An 18,883-nucleotide genomic window follows, 5' to 3' on the forward strand; every position below is an offset into this window, starting at 1 on the left:
AAATGAAAAAAAATATAATAACCATAGGATTAATCGTAGCCGCCTTAGCAATTATTTCTTATACTTTAATGAATAATAAAAAAGAAAACGAAGCAAAAACAGCCATTGTAGCGGAGAAAAATGCCAGCGTTTCTGTTAAAATTGGAACTGTTAAAACCGAAGAGGTTTCGTTAGATTTTTCTGCTAATGGTAATTTTGAACCTTTACAAGAATTAAAATTTTCTGCAGAGAAACCAGGCAGAGTGGTACGAGTTCTTGTTAAAGAAGGAGACAATGTGAGAATTGGACAAACTTTGGCAATTATCAGAAGTGAGCAAATTTCATCTGATTTACAGACCGCTCAAGCTTCTTATCAAAATGCACAAGCGGATTACAATCGTTTTGAAAATGCCTACAAAACCGGTGGAGTTACAAAACAACAATTAGATCAAGCCAAATTAGGTTTAGTAACTTCAAGATCCAGATTACAACAAGCAAAGGTTAATATTGGTGATACTAATATCAAAGCAACAATCAATGGAATTGTAAATAAAAGATATATTGAACCAGGTTCTGTTCTTGGTGCCGCAACTCCAATGTTTGATTTAGTAAATGTTTCAAAATTAAAACTGAAAGTTACTGTTAACGAAAGTCAAGTGGCCGGTTTGAAATTAGGCAACATTGTACAAGTTAGCGCCAGCGTTTATCCGGACACGAAATTTTCAGGTAAAATTACTTTCATCGCACCAATGGCAGATTCTAGTTTAAACTTCCCAGTAGAAATCGAAATTGCTAACAATTCATCCAATGATTTAAAAGCAGGAATGTACGGAACCGCTGAATTTGCATCCAACCAACAAAAACAAACGTTGATGATCGTTCCTAGAAATGCCTTTGTAGGAAGTGTTAGCAGTAACCAAATTTTCGTTGCAGAAAACGGTGTTGCTAAACTGAAAACGGTAACTGCCGGAAGAATCCTTGGTGATAAAGTAGAAATTATAAACGGACTTTCTGATGGAGAAACGGTAATTACAACTGGTCAAATCAATCTTCAAGATGGATCTAAAGTGGATATTATAAAATAGTCGAAAGTCATAAAGTCAAAAGTCGCAAAGTCAAAAGTAGAAACACTAAGACTTGATACCGTAAACTTTAAGACCTAAAAAATAAATATATGAAATTAGCAGAAATATCCATAAAACGTCCTTCATTAGTAATTGTGTTGTTCACGATTCTAATCCTTGGTGGACTATTCAGTTACAGTCAATTAGGCTATGAATTGATTCCGAAATTTGAACAAAACGTAATTACAATTGCTACAATTTATCCCGGAGCTTCGCCAAGTGAGGTCGAAAATACGGTGACTAAAAAAGTGGAAGATGCAGTAGCATCATTGGAAAACATCAAAAAAATCGACTCTCGTTCCTACGAAAGTTTATCAACCGTATCAATTACTTTAAATACAAAAGCTAAAGTCGATATTTCGTTGAACGATGCCCAACGAAAAATAAATGCCATAATTAGTGATTTACCCGATAATGCAAAGACACCTTCGTTAAGTAAATTCTCATTGAGTGATTTACCGATAATGACTATTGGTGCCAATGGTAAAATGGATGAAGTAGAATTTTATGACTTGATTGACAAGAAAATTGCTCCTGTTTTATCCCGCGTGACCGGTGTGGCTCAGGTAAACATCATTGGTGGACAGGAAAGAGAAATTCAAGTCAGTTTAGATGCGGTTAAAATGCAGGGTTACGGACTTTCTGTTCCTCAAGTACAACAGGTAATCTTGTCTTCAAATCTAGATTTCCCAACAGGAAACATTCAGACTCGGGAACAAAAAATCCTAATTCGTTTAGCCGGAAAATACAAAAATGTTGAAGAATTAAAAAACTTAATTGTATCCTCTAAAAATGGCATCCAAGTTCGTTTAGCTGATATTGCCGATGTTCAGGATGCTCAAAAAACAGCGGAGAAAATAGCGCGTATTGATAGAAAAAGTGCCATCATTTTACAAATTGTAAAACAATCGGATGCTAATGCAGTTGCCGTTAGTGAACAGGTGCTAAAAACGATTACAAAATTAGAAAGTGACTATAAAGCCAATGATGTAAAACTGAATGTGGCTAATGACAGCACGGTTTTCACATTGGAAGCCGCTGATTCTGTAATTCATGATTTACTGATTGCGGTATTTCTTGTGGCATTTGTAATGTTATTTTTTCTGCACAGTGTCAGAAACTCCTTGATTGTAATGGTTTCTATCCCAGCTTCATTAATCTCCACGTTCATTGGATTTTACTACCTTGGATACACGCTGAATTTAATGAGTTTGCTAGGACTATCACTGGTTGTAGGTATTCTTGTGGATGATGCGATTGTAGTTTTGGAGAATATTTACAGGCATATGGAAATGGGTAAAAACCGTGTTCGTGCCGCGTACGAAGGAACTGCAGAAATTGGTGGGACGGTAACCTCGATCACCTTAGTAATTGTAGTGGTGTTTCTACCAATTGCAATGAGTACCGGATTAGTTTCCAATATCATTACTCAATTTTGTGTTACGGTAATTATTTCAACATTATTCTCCTTATTAGCTTCGTTTACCATAATTCCTTGGTTGTCTTCCCGTTTTGGAAAACTAGAACACATTGAAGGTAAAAACGTTTTTGGACGAGTAATCCTTGGATTCGAAAAACAATTAACCCGTTTCACGAACTGGATTTCAGATTTATTAGAATGGTGTTTGAATCATTACAAAACGACGCTATTAGTTGTTCTGGTATTGTTTTTCGGCTCTGTTGCGCTTGTTCCTGCAGGATTCATTGGTGGAGAGTTTTTTGCCCATTCCGATAGTGGAGAGTTTTTAGTTCAAATAGAATTGCCTAAAGACGCTTCCTTAGAACAAAGTAACTTTATGACTCAGAAAGCAGAAGCTTATTTGAACACGCAAGAATACATCAAAAGTTTGATTACTAAAGTTGGCCAAACCAGTGAAGGTATGGGTTCGTCTCAAGCTACAGCATACAAAGCAGAGATTGATGTAAAAATGATTGATCAAAAAGACAGATCGGATGATGCATCCGTTTATGCCGCAAAAATGAAACGCCAATTAGAAAAAATATTGGTCGGAGCCAAAGTAAAAACGACTCCGGTAGGTATTTTGGGAACGGCAGAAGACGCTCCAATAGCATTAATTGTTACGGGTTCCAGTTTAGACAATGCTATGATTTTTGCGAAAGCAGCCGAAGCGGAATTGAATAAAATTCCTGGAGCAACAGGTGTGAAATTATCTGTAGAATCCGGAAATCCAGAAATTAATGTACAGGTTGACAGAGATAAAATGGCTGCCCTAGGTTTATCCTTGCAAACCGTTGGTTTAACCATGCAAACGGCTTACAGCGGAAATACCGACGGAAAATTCAGAGCTGGCGAATATGAGTATGACATTAACATTAAATACAGTAGTTTCGACAGAAAAAGCATAGATGATGTAAGTAATCTTCTTTTTATAAATGAAAGAGGAGAACAAATTAAGTTGTCACAATTTGCAACCGTAAAAGAAGGTTCCGGTCCAAGTCAATTAGAAAGAAGAGACAAGACAGCCTCTGTAACCGTAAAAGGACAAACTGTAGGTGTACCGGTGGGAACCGTTGTTGCCCAACTTGAATCAAGATTAACTAAGATGAAAAAGCCCGTAGGTGTAAATTACATTTGGGGTGGTGATCAGGAAAATCAAAGTGAAGGTTTTGGAACGTTAGGTTTTGCCCTATTAGCCGCGATTATCTTGGTTTATCTGGTAATGGTTGGATTGTATGACAGTTTTGTTCACCCGTTTGTAGTATTATTTGCTATTCCGCTTTCGTTTATCGGAGCCTTATTAGCCTTGGCTTTGACCAATAATACGTTGAATATATTTACTATTCTTGGAGTAATTATGTTGATTGGTCTGGTTTGTAAAAATGCAATTATGTTGGTGGATTATACCAATCAGCGAAGAGCTGCGGGTGAAAGCATAAGAACAGCATTAATTCAGGCCAATCACGCACGTCTTCGTCCAATTTTGATGACGACTATTGCAATGGTATTTGGGATGTTCCCAATCGCATTGGCTTCTGGAGCTGGTGCCGAATGGAAAAATGGATTGGCTTGGGTAATTATTGGTGGATTGATCAGTTCATTATTCTTGACCTTGATTATTGTTCCGGTGATTTATGAAATCATGGAGAAATTAATTTACAAATTTACAAAGGGAGAAAAAACAGATTACGAAGCTGAAATGGTAGCTGATTACGACCATGCAGCATTGAGTGAAGATGGATTTAATCCAAAACATACGATATAATTTCATTTTTTAGCTATAAAGAAAGGCTTCCAATAGTATTGGAAGTCTTCTTTTTTTAATAGTATTTATCACTGATGTCCACTTAAAATAAGTTGAAAACCAGCTGGTTAGAATCAAGTTCATTGACATTATTATAATCTGATTTCATAAGTAATTCATTTACAGGTGTTTTATCTAGTAATGATGCTGATAAAATTTGTAGAATTTCGTAGATTGAACGATTGATTTTTAAGTCTTTTGCAATGATTGACACCAAGCAATAAGTTATTATTGCGCTCTGGTCAGCAGTTACTATAAAGCACAAAAAAAGCGGCTTAAAACATAAGCAGCTTTTTTTGGTATTATTTTATAAATTTTTTGAAACTGATTAGTATTCCAGTTTCCCCACATGTCTCATGATACGGACAATTTTAGATTTTCTATTATTGATATAAGAAGAAGAACTTGTTGCTTTATACTTTCTTGGATTTGGTAAAATAGCCGCTATTCCTGCCGCTTGTTGTGGCGTAAGATTTGCCGCCTCTTTTCTGTACCAGTGTTCTGCCGCAGCTTGTGCTCCATAAACTCCATCCCCCATTTCGATACTATTCAAATAGACTTCCATGATGCGTTTTTTACCCCAAATGGTCTCTATCAAAACGGTGAAATATGCTTCCAATCCTTTTCTTAAATAACTTCTTCCCTGCCAAAGAAAAACATTTTTGGCGGTTTGTTGCGATATGGTGCTTCCTCCTTTTATTTTACGGCCTCTTTCGTTGCTTTTGTATGCTTTTTGCATTGCGGTAAAATCAAAACCATTGTGTTTCAGGAAAGTTCCGTCTTCACTGGCGATTACTGCTTTTTGCAGATTAACCGAAATATTTTCAAGAGGTTCCCAATCGTGACTGAAATAAACTTCTTTCCCGGCTGCTTTATTTTCAATGGCACGAATGACCATCAAAGGAGTAAACGGCACAGGCAAAAATTTAAACAGAACAACGAAGAAAATTGAAAGTCCAATGAACCATAATAAAATTTTGAATAGAAATCTACTTAGTTTGCTCATAAAAGAAGTCGTGTCTTTTTTTACGGGTTGCTTTGATCTTCTTGGTGTTATTTTCGTTGCCATTATACTAAATCTGCTAATTCTGTTCCTATTAAACTTCCTATTGCCACGCCCATTCCCCCTAACCGTACCCCGCAATATACATTTTCAGTTAATTGAGAAACGATAGGGTTCTTGCTGTTGCCAATACCCATAATTCCACTCCAACGGTGTGCAATTTCAAATTTTTGGTTTGGCAAAATTACTTCTTTTAATAGTTGTTCCAATCTATTTTGTACAATTTCTGTTTGTCCAAATTCGGTTGTTGTTTCCGTATCAAAATCAAGATTTCTGCCACCACCCAATAAAATTCGATCACCAATATTTCTGAAATAATAATAACCTCTGTCTAAGTGAAAAGTCCCTTTTATATCTAAATTTTCTATCGGTTCCGTAATTAAAACTTGGGCCCTGGCTGGCTTTACTGCTCCATTTGTCAATGCATTGGCAAATCCGTTAGTCGCAAATAATAATTTTTTTGTACTGAAACTAAAATCGCCAAGCACTACTTCAACATCATTTCCTTTATCCACATACGATGTTACCGTTTGCTGATTTAAAATTAAAATATTTTCCGAAACTGCTTGTTTCATCAAAGCCTGCATCATATTTCCAGTGTCAATCTGCGCCTCAAAGGGATTAAAAATCAGATATTCATGAATGCCTCCGAATCCAAAACGATCGACTTCTTTAGCAAACACATCACTTTTAAAAAGCGGTTTTAGGATCTCATTTATAAAGGGTAGTTTACCAACACATTCAGAATAAGCACTTTCGTCAGCTGCCAAAAACAATTCATAACCGCCGTAAGGTTTAAAATCCATCGCCGTATCGCTAAGCCTTCTTCTTAATAATTGCAAACCATTCCAGCGTTTTTGGACAAGATTTACAACTTCCTCTTCCGAATGGGATTTTAAATCATCTATAATTTCCGAAAGGCTGCCAAAACAGGCGAAACCAGCATTTTTAGTACTGGCGCCTTGTGGTAACATTCCTTTTTCCAACACCAGAATTTTACTGTCAGGAAATCTTTCGCGCAAGCGTAATGCAGCATGGAGTCCCACAATACCACTTCCTACTATAGTGTAATCAATATTTGTAAACCAATTTTTTAATTCCCAATAGCTTAAATCCATGTCTCAATAATTTTTATAAAAATAATATTTTTTACCTCTGATACCCTAATCAATAAAAATAATTATTAGAAATTAAACAAAGGGTTCGATTCCTAAAACGCTACGAAACTCATTTTAATGCTAGTAACACAAAATTTAGATTAAAATCAACATTTTACATGTTTAATGAGTTTTAATTATAATATTTTGTTAAAATGGCGAAATATTTATACCTTTGAAACGTTAAATTTAACCAAAACCCAAACCCTTTATGAATAAAAATCTACTCTCAATTGCATTGATTGCAATTACAAGTTTTTCCTTTGCCCAGGGAGGAACTTTATGGAAAACAACCATTAAAAAAAATACTTCAGCTGTTTTTGAAAACAAATCACAGTTATCGAATGCTAAAATATTCGAATTGAATGTCACTGAATTGAAAAGATCTCTGTTAAATTCTCCAAAAAGGAGTGCTCTCACAGGAAAATCTAACACAATTATCTCTTTTCCAAATGCAGATGGAAAATTAGAACGTTATAGAATTTTCGAATCTTCTAATATGGATCCTGCATTAGCGGCAAAATATCCTGAAATTAAGTCCTACGTAGGAAATGGAATTGACAATCCTACATCGTCAATCTATTTTAGCACTTCTCCTCTTGGCATACAAACGATGGCTATTAGCGCAGATAAATCAGCCGTATTTATAGAACCTTATACAAAGGATTTAAGCGCCTATGTTGTCTATAAAAAAACAGACAAAGCAGCTTCATTATCTAAATTTGAATGTACGATAATAGCGAATGCCAAAAAAGATTTAAAGGACAATAGTCTTTTAAACAGGCCTAATGCAGATGATGGAAATCTAAGAACTTTTAGATTAGCACAGTCTGTGACTGGTGAATACACAACCTATTTTGGAGGAACAAAAGCTTTGGCTTTAGCAGCAATAAACAACACTATGACCCGTGTGAATGGAGTCTTTGAAAAAGATTTCGGTGTTCATATGAATCTTATTGCTAATAATGATCTAATAATTTACACAACCGCTTCGACGGATCCTTACTCTGCTTCAGCGTCTAAAGCAAATTGGAATCAAGAGCTGCAAACTAACCTGACCAATGTGATAGGTAGTGCCAATTATGATGTTGGGCACTTATATGGTGGTGATGGCGGCGGTGGTAATGCTGGTTGTATTGGTTGTGTTTGTAAAAACCCTACCGCATCTGTACCGTTAGGAAAAGGAAGTGGATACACTTCTCCGGGTGATGGAATTCCTCAAGGTGACAATTTTGATATTGATTATGTTGCTCACGAGTTAGGACATCAATTTGGTGGAAACCATACTTTTACACAAAGCAATGAAGGAACCGGAGTTCAAATGGAACCGGGTTCAGGGTCAACAATCATGGGTTATGCAGGAATTACAGCCTTAGATGTTCAGCCACATTCCGATCCTTTTTTCCATGCAGTAAGCATCCAACAAGTTACTAATTATGTAAAAACCACTACTTGTCAGACTACTACCCTTACTGGAAATGCAGTGCCAACCGCAAGTGCTGGTTTAGATTACACAATTCCAAAAAGCACTCCGTTTATGTTAACAGGTGCCGCAACTGATGCAAATGGAGACCTACTTACTTACGACTGGGAACAAATGGATAATGGTACTACTGCTGCTGTACCAAGTGCAACTAAAACAACAGGACCAAACTTCAGGTCTTACAATCCTAGTACTTCAACAGTACGTTATTTTCCTAAAATGTCATCCGTATTGACAGGAGCTACAACTACTGCCGGAACAGAACTTACTGTAGAAGCATTATCTTCTGTGGCTCGTACATTAAACTTCAGACTAACTGTTCGTGATAATCATGCTGGCGGACCGGCAAATAATAGTGATGATACTATCATTACTGTAAATGCTACAGCCGGACCTTTCACTGTTAGTGCTCCTAACACAGCTGTTTCTTATGTAGGTGGATCATCTCAAACTATAACTTGGAATGTTGCGGGCACAACTGCAAATGGAGTTAACACAGCGAATGTTGACATTCTATTATCTACAGATGGAGGAACGACTTTTACTGTTACCTTACTTGCTGCAACTCCAAATGACGGTACGCAGGCATTAACAATTCCTAATACTGCCGGAACGCAAAACAGAATCATGGTAAAAGGAACAAATCATATCTTTTTTGACGTTTCGAATACCAATTTTACTATTACAGCAGGTTCTTCTGACACAGTTGCACCTTCAGCTCCGACCACTTTAGCAGCTTCCGGAACAACTCAAACCACTACAAATTTATCTTGGACCGCTTCAACAGATAACGTTGCCTTAACAGGATATGATGTATATCAAGGAGCTACTTTAAAAGCTACTGTTACTGGAACAACTTATGGTGTTACAGGTTTAACCGCTTCAACTGCTTATACTTTCTCAGTAAAAGCAAAAGATGCTGCCGGAAATATTTCTGCAGCAAGTAATGTTGTAAATGTTACTACTTTGGCACCTGTTGCTGATACAACAGCTCCAACTGCACCAACAACTTTGGCAGCTTCCGGAACTACGGCTACAACTACCAATTTATCCTGGACAGCTTCTACTGATAATGTTGGGGTAACAGGTTATGATGTGTACCAAGGTGCGACATTGAAAGCAACTGTTACAACTACTACTTATAGCGTAGCTGGATTAACAGCTGCTACTGCCTACACTTTCTCTGTAAAAGCAAAAGATGCTGCCGGAAACATTTCTGCATCAAGTAATGTAGTCAATGTTACAACTGCAACTACTGCACTTGTTTATTGTACTTCGCAAGGTAACAGCGTAGCCGATGAGAAAATCGGGAAAGTTCAACTTGGAACAATAATCAATACTTCAACAGGAGGAACTGGTTACACTGATTTCACAGCTATTTCAACTAACCTGACTCTAGCAACGGCCAACACAATTACAATTACTCCGGCTTGGACCAGTACAGTTTACAGCGAAGGTTATTCCGTTTGGATTGATTATAATAAAGATGGTGATTTTATTGATGCAGGAGAACAAGTCTATACAAAAGCAGCTTCAACTGCAACTCCAGCAACTGGTTCTTTTACTATTCCTGCTACCGCTACTTTAGGAGCTACAAGAATGAGAGTTTCAATGAAATACAATGGAATTCCAACTGCTTGTGAAGCTTTCTCTTATGGACAAGTAGAAGATTATACGGTAAATATTGTATCGGCTGCAAAAGAATCTGTAACATCCAGAAACACGATAGCAGAAATTAATTTATATCCAAATCCTGCGTCTTCAGTTATAAATATTACCTCAGTTTCTGACAATGCTACGTTTAAAGTTTATAACTTATTAGGACAAACGGTTATCAATGGTAAATTATCAAACGGTTCAATTAATGTTTCAAGTATAAATGCCGGTAATTATATTTTAGAAATTACTGATAAAGAAACAACTACCGTAAAACGATTTATCAAACAATAATAAATAAAAATCATTGCGCCTCCCTCTATTCCGGGAGAGGCAACGATAATTAAAACTAAAAACTATCTCAATTGAGGTAGTTTTTTTTTGGACTTAAATCAGTAATTTTATCTTTTATAAAAAATTAATTGTTGCAATGAAAAAAATACTGCTTACAACCCTAATAATGATGAGTCTAAATACTATGGCACAAAATGTAATGACCCCGGAATTACTTTGGAAATTAGGAAGAGTAACCCCACTAGGCATTTCCAAAGACGGAAAAAATGTAGTTTACAAAGTTTCCACTCCTTCGATTGAAGAAAATAAATCGAACTCTAAATTTTACACATTACCTGTAAACGGAGGAAATCCTACTGAAGTAAAAGATACAAAAGAAGTATTGAAAGACAAGAATATTTCTCCGGACGGAAAGTATATTGTTTATAATGAAGAAGTGAAAATCGAAAAGGTACTTGGAAAAGATTTATATCCTGAATTAGAAAAATCAGAAGTTCAAATTTACAACGGGTTAAATTATCGTCATTGGGACACATGGAACGAAGGTAAATTCAACCATGTTTTTTACAAAGAAAACAAAGAAGGCGCAGTAGGGACTGACATTCTGAAAGGTGAGAATTTTGATAGCCCACAAAAACCTTTTGGAGGTGATGAAGATTATATCTGGTCACCGGACAGCAAAAGTATTCTTTACGTAAGTAAGAAAAAAGCAGGGACACAATATGCGATTTCAACAAATACCAATATTTTCGAATACAATCTGGAAACTGGCAAAACCTTAAACAAAACCGAAGATAATCTCGGTTACGACATGGCGCCCCAATTTTCACCAACAGGAAATCTGACTTGGCTACAAATGAAACGCGATGGATATGAAGCCGATAAAAATGATCTTATTGTCAGTTTTAAAGGAATGAACTTGAACCTAACTGCTGGTTGGGATGGGACGGTAGATCATTTTATGTGGAGTAAAGACGGCAAAAAAATCTATTTTGTTGCGCCAATCGATGGAACGAAACAATTATTCGAAGTCAATTTTCCAGGGTCAACTAATCCCGATGCTTCGGGAGCGATCAATGTCCATCAAATTACTAAGGGCGATTTTGACGTAAATGATTTAGTTGGTTTTTCCGGCGAAAACATCATAGTTACGAGAACAGATATGAATCATGCCGCTGAAATTTTTTCTTATAATCTAAAGAAAAACAGTTGGAAACAATTATCAAATGTAAATACAACAACATACAAGTCTCTGGCGTTAAGCAAAACCGAAAGAAGATATGTTACCACAACTGATGGCAAAAAAATGTTGGTATGGGTAATTCTTCCTCCAAATTTTGATGCTTCAAAAAAATATCCAACACTTTTATATTGCCAAGGCGGACCACAATCTCCGTTAACACAAAGCTATTCCTTTCGTTGGAATTTCCAATTAATGGCTGCAAATGGTTATGTTGTTGTAGCTCCAAACCGTCGCGGAATGCAAGGTCATGGAGTAGCTTGGAACGAACAAATAAGTAAAGACTGGGGTGGACAAGTCATCAATGATTATCTATCTGCGATTGATGATGTGGCTAAAGATAACTATGTTGACAAAACAAGATTAGGATGTGTAGGTGCTAGTTATGGTGGTTACTCCGTATTTTATTTAGCAGGGATTCACAATAACAGGTTTAAAACTTTCATCGCTCATGATGGCGTTTACAATACTCAAAGTATGTTTGGCACCACGGAAGAAGTGTTCTTTAACAACTGGGATTTTGGAGGAGCGTATTGGGAAAAAGATAATGCTGTTGCCCAAAAAACCTACACGACTTTTAATCCGATGACCATAGTCGAAAAATGGAACACCCCTATCTTGATCATCCAAGGAGGAAAAGATTTTCGTGTACCAATAGGACAAGGACAAGAAGCTTTTCAAGCGGCACAATTACGAGGAATAAAAAGCAGATTTTTGTATTTCCCTGAAGAAAACCATTGGGTACTAAAACCACAAAACGCTCAAGTTTGGCAAAAAGAGTTTTACAAGTGGCTGAAAGAAACTTTGTAAATTTTACCTATCGATGGAAAACAAAAAACCTCACTTTTCAGTGAGGTTTTCTTATTTTATTCCGGATCATTCATTTTAAAAGTATCCATAAAAGCAGTTGTATAATTTCCTGAAACATATCGAGGATCATCCATTAACTGTCTGTGGAATGGAATAGTTGTTTTTATTCCTTCAATTACAAACTCATCTAAGGCTCTTCTCATTTTACTGATTGCTTCTTCTCTTGATTGTGCAGTAGTAATTAACTTGGCAATCATAGAATCATAATTTGGCGGAATCGTATAACCTGAATAAACATGAGTGTCCAAACGAACACCATGTCCACCTGGCATGTGTAGTGTTGTAATTTTTCCTGGAGAAGGACGGAAATCATTATAAGGATCTTCCGCATTAATTCTACATTCGATGGCGTGCAATTGTGGTAAATAATTTTTACCTGAAATAGGTATTCCGGCTGCAACCATAATTTGTTCCCGAATCAAGTCGTAATCGATAACTTGCTCCGTAATAGGGTGCTCCACTTGAATACGTGTATTCATTTCCATGAAGTAAAAATTACGATTTTTGTCAACCAAAAACTCTACTGTTCCTGCCCCTTCATACTTAATATATTCGGCCGCTTTTACAGCAGCTTCTCCCATTTTTGTACGAAGTTCATCCGTCATGAATGGCGAAGGCGTTTCTTCAGTTAATTTTTGATGACGTCTTTGAACAGAACAATCTCTTTCTGAAAGGTGACATGCTTTTCCATAAGAATCACCGACAACCTGAATTTCAATATGACGAGGCTCTTCGATTAATTTTTCCAGATACATTCCATCGTTTCCAAAAGCGGCAGCTGATTCCTGACGGGCATCTTCCCATGCTTTCAATAGATCTTCCTCTTTCCAAACAGCACGCATTCCTTTTCCACCACCACCAGCAGTCGCTTTCAACATTACTGGAAAACCAAAATCTCTAGACAACTGTAAAGCTTGGTCATAAGATTCTAAAATTCCTACTGAACCTGGAACACAAGGTACACCAGCTTCAATCATAGTCGATTTTGCGGAAGCTTTATCACCCATTCTATCAATCATTTCAGGAGATGCTCCAATGAATTTGATACCATGTTCTTGGCAAATTTTAGAAAATTTTGAATTTTCAGAAAGGAAACCATAACCTGGATGTATTGCGTCTGCATTGGTAATTTCGGCAGCTGCAATAATATTTGACATTTTTAAATAAGACAAGTTACTTGGAGGCGGCCCTATACAAACTGCTTCATCAGCAAACTTTACATGAAGACTTTCAGCATCGGCAGTAGAATAAACAGCTACTGTTTTGATACCCATTTCCTTACATGTTCTAATTACGCGAAGCGCAATTTCTCCCCTATTTGCAATTAATATTTTTTTAAACATCTTTTTTTAAATTAAAAATTAAAAATTACGAATTAAGAATTAGAAAGCTACTTTTATGAGATTTTTAATTCTTAATTTATAATTCTTAATTGATTATGATGGGTCTACTAAGAATAAAGGCTGGTCAAATTCTACAGGTGACATGTCATCAACCAATATTTTTACAATTTTACCGGATACTTCAGATTCAATTTCATTAAACAATTTCATCGCTTCAATAACACAAAGCACATCTCCTTTAGAAATAGTTTTACCTACTTCAACAAACATCGGTTTGTCTGGTGATGGTCTTCTATAGAAAGTTCCAATAATTGGAGATTTTATTATGATGTAATGCGCATTTTCTACCACTGGAGCCTCTGCAACTGGAGCAACAGCAGCGATTTGCTGAGGCGCTACTGCTTGTTGAAGTGGAGCATGATTTGGCATTTGTTGTACATAAGTAGTCTCAGTTACATTTCCTTCTAAAGTTGTTCTAATAGTGATTTTAACATCATCCATTTCTAATTTAACTTCTGCAACACCTGAATTAGCTACAAACTTGATTAAATTTTGAATTTCTTTTAAATCCATAATTGTTTATTTTTAGTTTAAATTTATTTTTTGTCGTAAGCCCACTTTAGATAAATGGCTCCCCAAGTAAATCCTCCTCCAAAAGCTGCCAAAATAATTTTATCGCCTTTTTTGAATAAATGTTCAAAATCGCTAAGTACTAATGGCAAAGTTGCTGAGGTGGTATTACCGTATTTTTCAATATTCATTAAAACTTTTGAGTCATCCAAATCCATTCTATTTGCGGTAGCATCAATAATGCGTTTATTAGCTTGATGAGGAACTAACCAATCTACATCTTCATTAGTAAGATTATTTTTTTTCAAAATTAACTCACTAGCATCAGCCATATTAGTAACCGCATATTTGAAAACCGTTTTACCGTCTTGGATAATGTTGTGCTTGTTCTCTGTTACCGTTTCAAAAGAGGTAGGGTTTAGAGATCCACCAGCATCAATTTTTAAAAAATCACGCCCTACTCCATCACTACGTAAATACTCATCTTGCAGTCCTAATCCTTCGTAATTAGGTTCAAATAATACTGCGCCGGCACCATCCCCAAAAATAATACAGGTAGATCGGTCAGTATAATCAACGATTGAAGACATTTTGTCTGCTCCTATTAAAAGCACTTTTTTATAACGCCCTGATTGTATGTAAGCTGCAGCAGTAGACATTCCGAATAAAAAGCTGGAACATGCCGCTTGTAAATCGTATGCAAATGCATTTGTCGCGCCTATCTGTGTTGCCACATATACACCCGTTGATGCTACTGGCATATCAGGTGTAGCAGTTGCCATTATCAATAAATCGATTTCTAAAGGATCTATATTTGCTTTAGCCAGTAAATCTTGCGCTGCTCTAATAGCTAGATAGGAAGTTCCTTTATCTTTGTCTTTTAGAATTCTTCTTTCTTTTATTCCTGTACGAGAAGTAATCCACTCGTCATTTGTGTCAACCATTGTTTCCAAAACTTTGTTTGTAAGTACAAATTCTGGTACATAGGCTCCAACAGCGGTAATTGCGGCCGTAATTGTATTCATTGTATTCGATTATTTCTTATCAAATGTTGCCACTTGAAAATTTTTTAAAAGACTTGAAAATTACAAAAAAAATTTTGTTATTCATTGATTTGTAACCTCTTATTTAACGAAAATTATAGACAACAAAAAAACTCTCACATAGTGAGAGTTCTAATATCATTTACAAAAACATATTAAGCAACAGCTACAGATTTATCTATAACAACTTGCCCTCTGTAATACATTTTCCCTTCATGCCAGTAAGCTCTGTGATACAAGTGTGCCTCACCAGTTATAGGGCAAGTAGCGATTTGTGCTACAGTAGCTTTGTAATGTGTTCTTCTCTTATCTCTTCTTGTTTTGGAGATTTTTCTCTTAGGATGCGCCATTTTACTATATTATTTATCCGTTAATAGTTGCTTTAATTTGTCCCAACGCGGGTCAATATTTTCTTCTTTTTGTACTTCTTTTTTATGCTCTTTTTTCTGTTCTTTTATTGTCAATTCCTTGAGTTTTGTTAAGGCTTCCGAATTTAAACTTCCGTCTTTCACACCAGGATGAACACGTCTTAGAGGGACAGAGAGCACTGTCATTTCATAAATAGACTGCGAAACATCTATTTCAAATTCACCAAATGGCAAAATGAGCAAATCTTCATTGTCATTATTATACGTTTCCCCAAAGCGAACAAACAATTTCATTTTACCTTTTATTGGTAAATCAAAATCTTCGCTTGTAAGATCACATGGAACATTTACTATACCCGAGTGCTTGAAACTTAACTCCAACATGTTGCTTTTCTTCTCTAAAACCACATTAACTTTGATATTTGAATTTTGAAATTCATTATAATCAAAGATTTCAAAGAACACATTATTGATTTGATATTCAAATTGGTGTTTGCCTAGCTTTAATCCTACGAAAGGAATTAAATATTCTTTTGTCTTGTTCATTTCAACAACAATTTACCCTATACCGAGGCTTCGGTACGGGAGTGCAAAGATATAAAATTATTGCAAAACAAATAATCTTATTCACCTTTTTTTGTTTATAACTGTTTTTCTTTTGTTTTTAGCGGTTTCGCACTGATTTCTTTATATTGATTTCGAGAATTATAAATATCAATCGCTAAATAAACCGCTTCTTTAAATGAATTATAATCCGCTATACCTTTTCCTGCAATATCATAAGCAGTCCCGTGATCAGGAGACGTTCTGATTTTATTTAATCCAGCAGTATAATTGACTCCTTTACCAAAAGACAAAGTTTTAAACGGAATTAATCCCTGATCATGATAAGCCGCAATAATAGCATCATACTTTTCATATTGGTTGCTACCAAAAAAACCATCCGCAGCAAAAGGACCAAATACCAAAGTTCCCTTTTCAAATATTTTTTTCAATGCCGGTTTAATCACCAAATCATCTTCCTTCCCAATAACTCCTCCATCACCGCAATGCGGATTTAAACCTAAAACAGCAATTTTAGGCTTATTAATACTAAAATCTTGAATTAACGATTGCTTGACCGTTTCAATTTTTTTAATAATCAACTCTTCTGTAAGCTTCGATGCCACTTCGCTTACAGGAATATGATCCGTCAGTAACCCAACTCTCAAATTATCCTGAACCATTAACATTAAAGCATTTCCTTCTAATTCCTGATCCAAATAATCCGTATGACCCGGGAACTTAAATGTTTCTGATTGTATATTATACTTATTTATGGGCGCAGTTACCAACACATCGATAACCCCCTCTTTCAAAGCATTAGTGGCAGCAACAAAAGATTTTATCGCATATTGACCAATTTTTTCATCGTTCGTTCCAGGATTCAAATCAACCCCTTCTTTCCAAAGATTAAAAACATTAATCTTTCCTACAACGATTTGGTCCAACCTATCAATTCCATGAAGCATTGAAGTGGACTCAAAACTCTTTTTCACAAATGACATTATTTTCACATTGGCAAAAATAACCGGCGTACACAACTCTAACATACGAGAATCCTCGAATGTTTTTAAAACAACTTCGCTTCCAATACCGTTTAAATCTCCAATTGAAATTCCAACGATTATATTTTCTGTTTTTTTCATCATGATTTAACGTTATTTATTGCTAATTTTGAAGTGCAAATTTAGTAAAATAAAACAAGAAATGTTTACAGGAATAATAGAAACCCTTGGCATAATCCAAGAAATAAAAAAAGAGAAAGACAATATTCATATCACAATAGATTCTTCTATTACCAGTGAACTTAAAATTGACCAAAGTGTCGCTCATAATGGAATCTGTTTGACTGTCGTGGCTTTAAAAGACACTCTTTATACAGTAACGGCTATTGACGAAACAATTAAAAAAACGAATTTATCGTCTTGGAAAACAGGAGACAGCGTGAATCTTGAAAGAGCAATGAAACTTGGAGATCGACTTGACGGTCATATTGTACAAGGTCACGTAGACCAAAAAGGAACTTGCATAGTAGCTCAAGAAACTAACGGAAGTTGGCTTTATACCTTTGAATACGATGAAACACTAAATAACATCACTATTGAAAAGGGCTCAATCACCGTAAACGGCGTTAGTTTAACGGTAGTAAACTCAAGGAAAAATCAATTTAGCGTAGCCATTATTCCTTATACCTATGATCACACCAATTTTAAATCATTTGAAGTTGGAACAAAAATAAATCTTGAATTTGATGTGATTGGCAAATATGTCTCTAGATTATACTCTAAATAAATACAACCGCTACTTTATAAAAACAAAAACTCCAATTTAAATTGGAGTTTTTGTTTTTAATCTATGACTGTAAATAACGTACATTCCAAAAATTAATGCAATTATTATTAGTATAAAAATATTTTCATCAATAGGTAATCCAGGGGGCGGTGGTGGCTTTCTTCTTCCCATAGGATTCGGCTCAGGAAGTGCTGGATTCCCTGCCATAGCAGACAACGTCCCAAACAGGAAGGCAATAAAAAGATAAAATTTGTTTGGCAAAATATTCATAATTTCCAAAAATAGTAAATCAATCGTTTGAAAAAAGTAATTTGAGCTATTTATTATCAATCTTTATTAAATTTAACAAAAAAAAATCTATTTCTCCCAAAAACTATTTCTTATTATACAAAGATATGCATTTTGCATGTAGTCCAATTTCGATATATCCAAAAAAACAAAACCCCTCAAAATATTAATTTTGAGGGGTTTTTTGTGGTCCCACCTGGGCTCGAACCAGGGACCACCTGATTATGAGTCAGGTGCTCTAACCAGCTGAGCTATAGGACCGGTTAAGAGTGTGCAATATTACCACTATTTTTCATTTGCTCCAAATATTTCTGCCTTAGATTTTCAGATACTTTTAATATTTATATTTATTAATTAGAAAACCATTGATTATTAGAGATCTAAATTTTTTGTTTACCTCAAATTAACTTATTTCCTGGCACAATTCGATTAAAACTCCATTGGTGCTTTTGGGGTGCAAAAAAGCAACTAGCTTATTATCAGCGCCTTTCTTTGGTGTTTCATTCAAGACAACAAATCCTTCTTTTTTTAAACGGGCAATTTCAAGCTCAATATTTTCAACGTCAAAAGCAATATGATGTATTCCTTCTCCTTTTTTTTCTATAAATTTAGCAATAGGACTGTCCGGATTGGTAGCTGCCAAAAGCTCGATCTTGTTTGGCCCAACAGCAAAAAAAGAGGTACTTACACCTTCACTTTCTACATCTTCAAATTTATAAGCGGGAGCACCCAATAGTTTTTCGAAAATTAAATTTGAAACTTCTAAATTTTTAACTGCAATTCCTATATGTTCAATTTTTTTCATTTC

General features: G+C 35.6%; 15 protein-coding genes and 1 tRNA gene. 5 read left to right on the forward strand and 11 right to left on the reverse strand.

Annotated elements, in window-relative coordinates:
- Positions 1-2 precede the first annotated feature (2 nt).
- The gene (locus ACFX5E_RS05755) at positions 3-1,064 is read left to right on the forward strand and encodes an efflux RND transporter periplasmic adaptor subunit (RefSeq protein ID WP_379854230.1); all 1,062 of its coding nucleotides are present in this window, start codon (positions 3-5) and stop codon (positions 1,062-1,064) included.
- Between the two features lie 89 nt (positions 1,065-1,153).
- On the forward strand, positions 1,154-4,327 hold the full coding sequence (locus ACFX5E_RS05760) for an efflux RND transporter permease subunit (RefSeq protein ID WP_379854231.1): 3,174 nt from the start codon (positions 1,154-1,156) through the stop codon (positions 4,325-4,327).
- A gap of 367 nt (positions 4,328-4,694) precedes the next feature.
- Here the strand turns inward: ACFX5E_RS05760 and mtgA are convergent, their stop codons facing one another.
- Together mtgA and ACFX5E_RS05770 are read right to left on the reverse strand one after the other, a co-directional pair.
- Positions 4,695-5,435 (reverse strand): monofunctional biosynthetic peptidoglycan transglycosylase, encoded by a 741-nt coding sequence (gene mtgA / locus ACFX5E_RS05765; RefSeq protein ID WP_379854232.1) that lies wholly within the window; start codon positions 5,433-5,435, stop codon positions 4,695-4,697.
- Positions 5,435-6,547, reverse strand: coding sequence for an NAD(P)/FAD-dependent oxidoreductase (locus ACFX5E_RS05770; RefSeq protein WP_379854233.1), 1,113 nt, complete (start codon positions 6,545-6,547; stop codon positions 5,435-5,437). The genes mtgA and ACFX5E_RS05770 overlap by 1 nt, the downstream gene beginning before the upstream one ends.
- 250 nt (positions 6,548-6,797) lie before the next feature.
- Here ACFX5E_RS05770 and ACFX5E_RS05775 point away from each other — a divergent pair, with 250 nt between their 5' ends.
- Together ACFX5E_RS05775 and ACFX5E_RS05780 are read left to right on the forward strand one after the other, a co-directional pair.
- A complete protein-coding gene (locus ACFX5E_RS05775) occupies positions 6,798-10,019 on the forward strand; it encodes a reprolysin-like metallopeptidase (protein ID WP_379854234.1) in 3,222 nt (1,073 codons plus the stop codon).
- A gap of 136 nt (positions 10,020-10,155) precedes the next feature.
- Positions 10,156-12,069, forward strand: coding sequence for a S9 family peptidase (locus ACFX5E_RS05780; protein ID WP_379854235.1), 1,914 nt, complete (start codon positions 10,156-10,158; stop codon positions 12,067-12,069).
- A gap of 56 nt (positions 12,070-12,125) precedes the next feature.
- Here ACFX5E_RS05780 and accC read toward each other — a convergent pair whose 3' ends face one another.
- The 6 genes from accC to pdxA form a co-directional block, all read right to left on the reverse strand.
- A complete protein-coding gene (gene accC, locus ACFX5E_RS05785) occupies positions 12,126-13,472 on the reverse strand; it encodes an acetyl-CoA carboxylase biotin carboxylase subunit (RefSeq protein WP_379854236.1) in 1,347 nt (448 codons plus the stop codon).
- Between the two features lie 93 nt (positions 13,473-13,565).
- Positions 13,566-14,045: an acetyl-CoA carboxylase biotin carboxyl carrier protein gene (gene accB, locus ACFX5E_RS05790; RefSeq protein WP_379854237.1), complete on the reverse strand. Its 480-nt coding sequence runs from the start codon at positions 14,043-14,045 to the stop codon at positions 13,566-13,568.
- A 23-nt stretch (positions 14,046-14,068) separates the two neighbouring features.
- Entirely contained in the window at positions 14,069-15,067 is a 999-nt protein-coding gene (locus tag ACFX5E_RS05795; RefSeq protein ID WP_379854238.1) for a beta-ketoacyl-ACP synthase III, read from the reverse strand.
- 173 nt (positions 15,068-15,240) lie between these two features.
- Complete coding sequence (gene rpmF / locus ACFX5E_RS05800; protein WP_007137315.1) at positions 15,241-15,435, reverse strand: 50S ribosomal protein L32; 195 nt, start codon at positions 15,433-15,435, stop codon at positions 15,241-15,243.
- A gap of 9 nt (positions 15,436-15,444) precedes the next feature.
- A complete protein-coding gene (locus ACFX5E_RS05805) occupies positions 15,445-15,999 on the reverse strand; it encodes a YceD family protein (RefSeq protein WP_379854239.1) in 555 nt (184 codons plus the stop codon).
- A gap of 95 nt (positions 16,000-16,094) precedes the next feature.
- Positions 16,095-17,144, reverse strand: coding sequence for a 4-hydroxythreonine-4-phosphate dehydrogenase PdxA (pdxA, locus tag ACFX5E_RS05810; protein WP_379854240.1), 1,050 nt, complete (start codon positions 17,142-17,144; stop codon positions 16,095-16,097).
- Positions 17,145-17,202: 58 nt separating this feature from the next.
- Between pdxA and ACFX5E_RS05815 the strand changes: the two genes are divergently transcribed.
- Positions 17,203-17,787 (forward strand): riboflavin synthase, encoded by a 585-nt coding sequence (locus tag ACFX5E_RS05815; protein WP_379854241.1) that lies wholly within the window; start codon positions 17,203-17,205, stop codon positions 17,785-17,787.
- Between the two features lie 36 nt (positions 17,788-17,823).
- Here ACFX5E_RS05815 and ACFX5E_RS05820 read toward each other — a convergent pair whose 3' ends face one another.
- From ACFX5E_RS05820 to mce, 3 genes are all read right to left on the reverse strand, one after another.
- Complete coding sequence (locus tag ACFX5E_RS05820; protein ID WP_379854242.1) at positions 17,824-18,057, reverse strand: hypothetical protein; 234 nt, start codon at positions 18,055-18,057, stop codon at positions 17,824-17,826.
- Between the two features lie 205 nt (positions 18,058-18,262).
- A tRNA-Ile gene (locus ACFX5E_RS05825) sits at positions 18,263-18,336 on the reverse strand.
- A 142-nt stretch (positions 18,337-18,478) separates the two neighbouring features.
- A complete protein-coding gene (gene mce / locus ACFX5E_RS05830; protein WP_379854243.1) occupies positions 18,479-18,880 on the reverse strand; it encodes a methylmalonyl-CoA epimerase in 402 nt (133 codons plus the stop codon).
- Positions 18,881-18,883: the final 3 nt, after the last annotated feature.

Source organism: Flavobacterium xylosi (genome assembly GCF_042787345.1).
Taxonomy (GTDB): domain Bacteria; phylum Bacteroidota; class Bacteroidia; order Flavobacteriales; family Flavobacteriaceae; genus Flavobacterium; species Flavobacterium xylosi.

Bases quoted from the DNA above. Each gene is read 5' to 3' on its own strand.
- ACFX5E_RS05755 (WP_379854230.1), top strand. From the start codon at position 3: ATGAAAAAAAATATAATAACCATAGGATTAATCGTAGCCGCCTTAGCA.
- ACFX5E_RS05760 (WP_379854231.1), top strand. From the start codon at position 1,154: ATGAAATTAGCAGAAATATCCATAAAACGTCCTTCATTAGTAATTGTG.
- mtgA (WP_379854232.1), bottom strand. From the start codon at position 5,435: ATGGCAACGAAAATAACACCAAGAAGATCAAAGCAACCCGTAAAAAAA.
- ACFX5E_RS05770 (WP_379854233.1), bottom strand. From the start codon at position 6,547: ATGGATTTAAGCTATTGGGAATTAAAAAATTGGTTTACAAATATTGAT.
- ACFX5E_RS05775 (WP_379854234.1), top strand. From the start codon at position 6,798: ATGAATAAAAATCTACTCTCAATTGCATTGATTGCAATTACAAGTTTT.
- ACFX5E_RS05780 (WP_379854235.1), top strand. From the start codon at position 10,156: ATGAAAAAAATACTGCTTACAACCCTAATAATGATGAGTCTAAATACT.
- accC (WP_379854236.1), bottom strand. From the start codon at position 13,472: ATGTTTAAAAAAATATTAATTGCAAATAGGGGAGAAATTGCGCTTCGC.
- accB (WP_379854237.1), bottom strand. From the start codon at position 14,045: ATGGATTTAAAAGAAATTCAAAATTTAATCAAGTTTGTAGCTAATTCA.
- ACFX5E_RS05795 (WP_379854238.1), bottom strand. From the start codon at position 15,067: ATGAATACAATTACGGCCGCAATTACCGCTGTTGGAGCCTATGTACCA.
- rpmF (WP_007137315.1), bottom strand. From the start codon at position 15,435: ATGGCGCATCCTAAGAGAAAAATCTCCAAAACAAGAAGAGATAAGAGA.
- ACFX5E_RS05805 (WP_379854239.1), bottom strand. From the start codon at position 15,999: ATGAACAAGACAAAAGAATATTTAATTCCTTTCGTAGGATTAAAGCTA.
- pdxA (WP_379854240.1), bottom strand. From the start codon at position 17,144: ATGATGAAAAAAACAGAAAATATAATCGTTGGAATTTCAATTGGAGAT.
- ACFX5E_RS05815 (WP_379854241.1), top strand. From the start codon at position 17,203: ATGTTTACAGGAATAATAGAAACCCTTGGCATAATCCAAGAAATAAAA.
- ACFX5E_RS05820 (WP_379854242.1), bottom strand. From the start codon at position 18,057: ATGAATATTTTGCCAAACAAATTTTATCTTTTTATTGCCTTCCTGTTT.
- mce (WP_379854243.1), bottom strand. From the start codon at position 18,880: ATGAAAAAAATTGAACATATAGGAATTGCAGTTAAAAATTTAGAAGTT.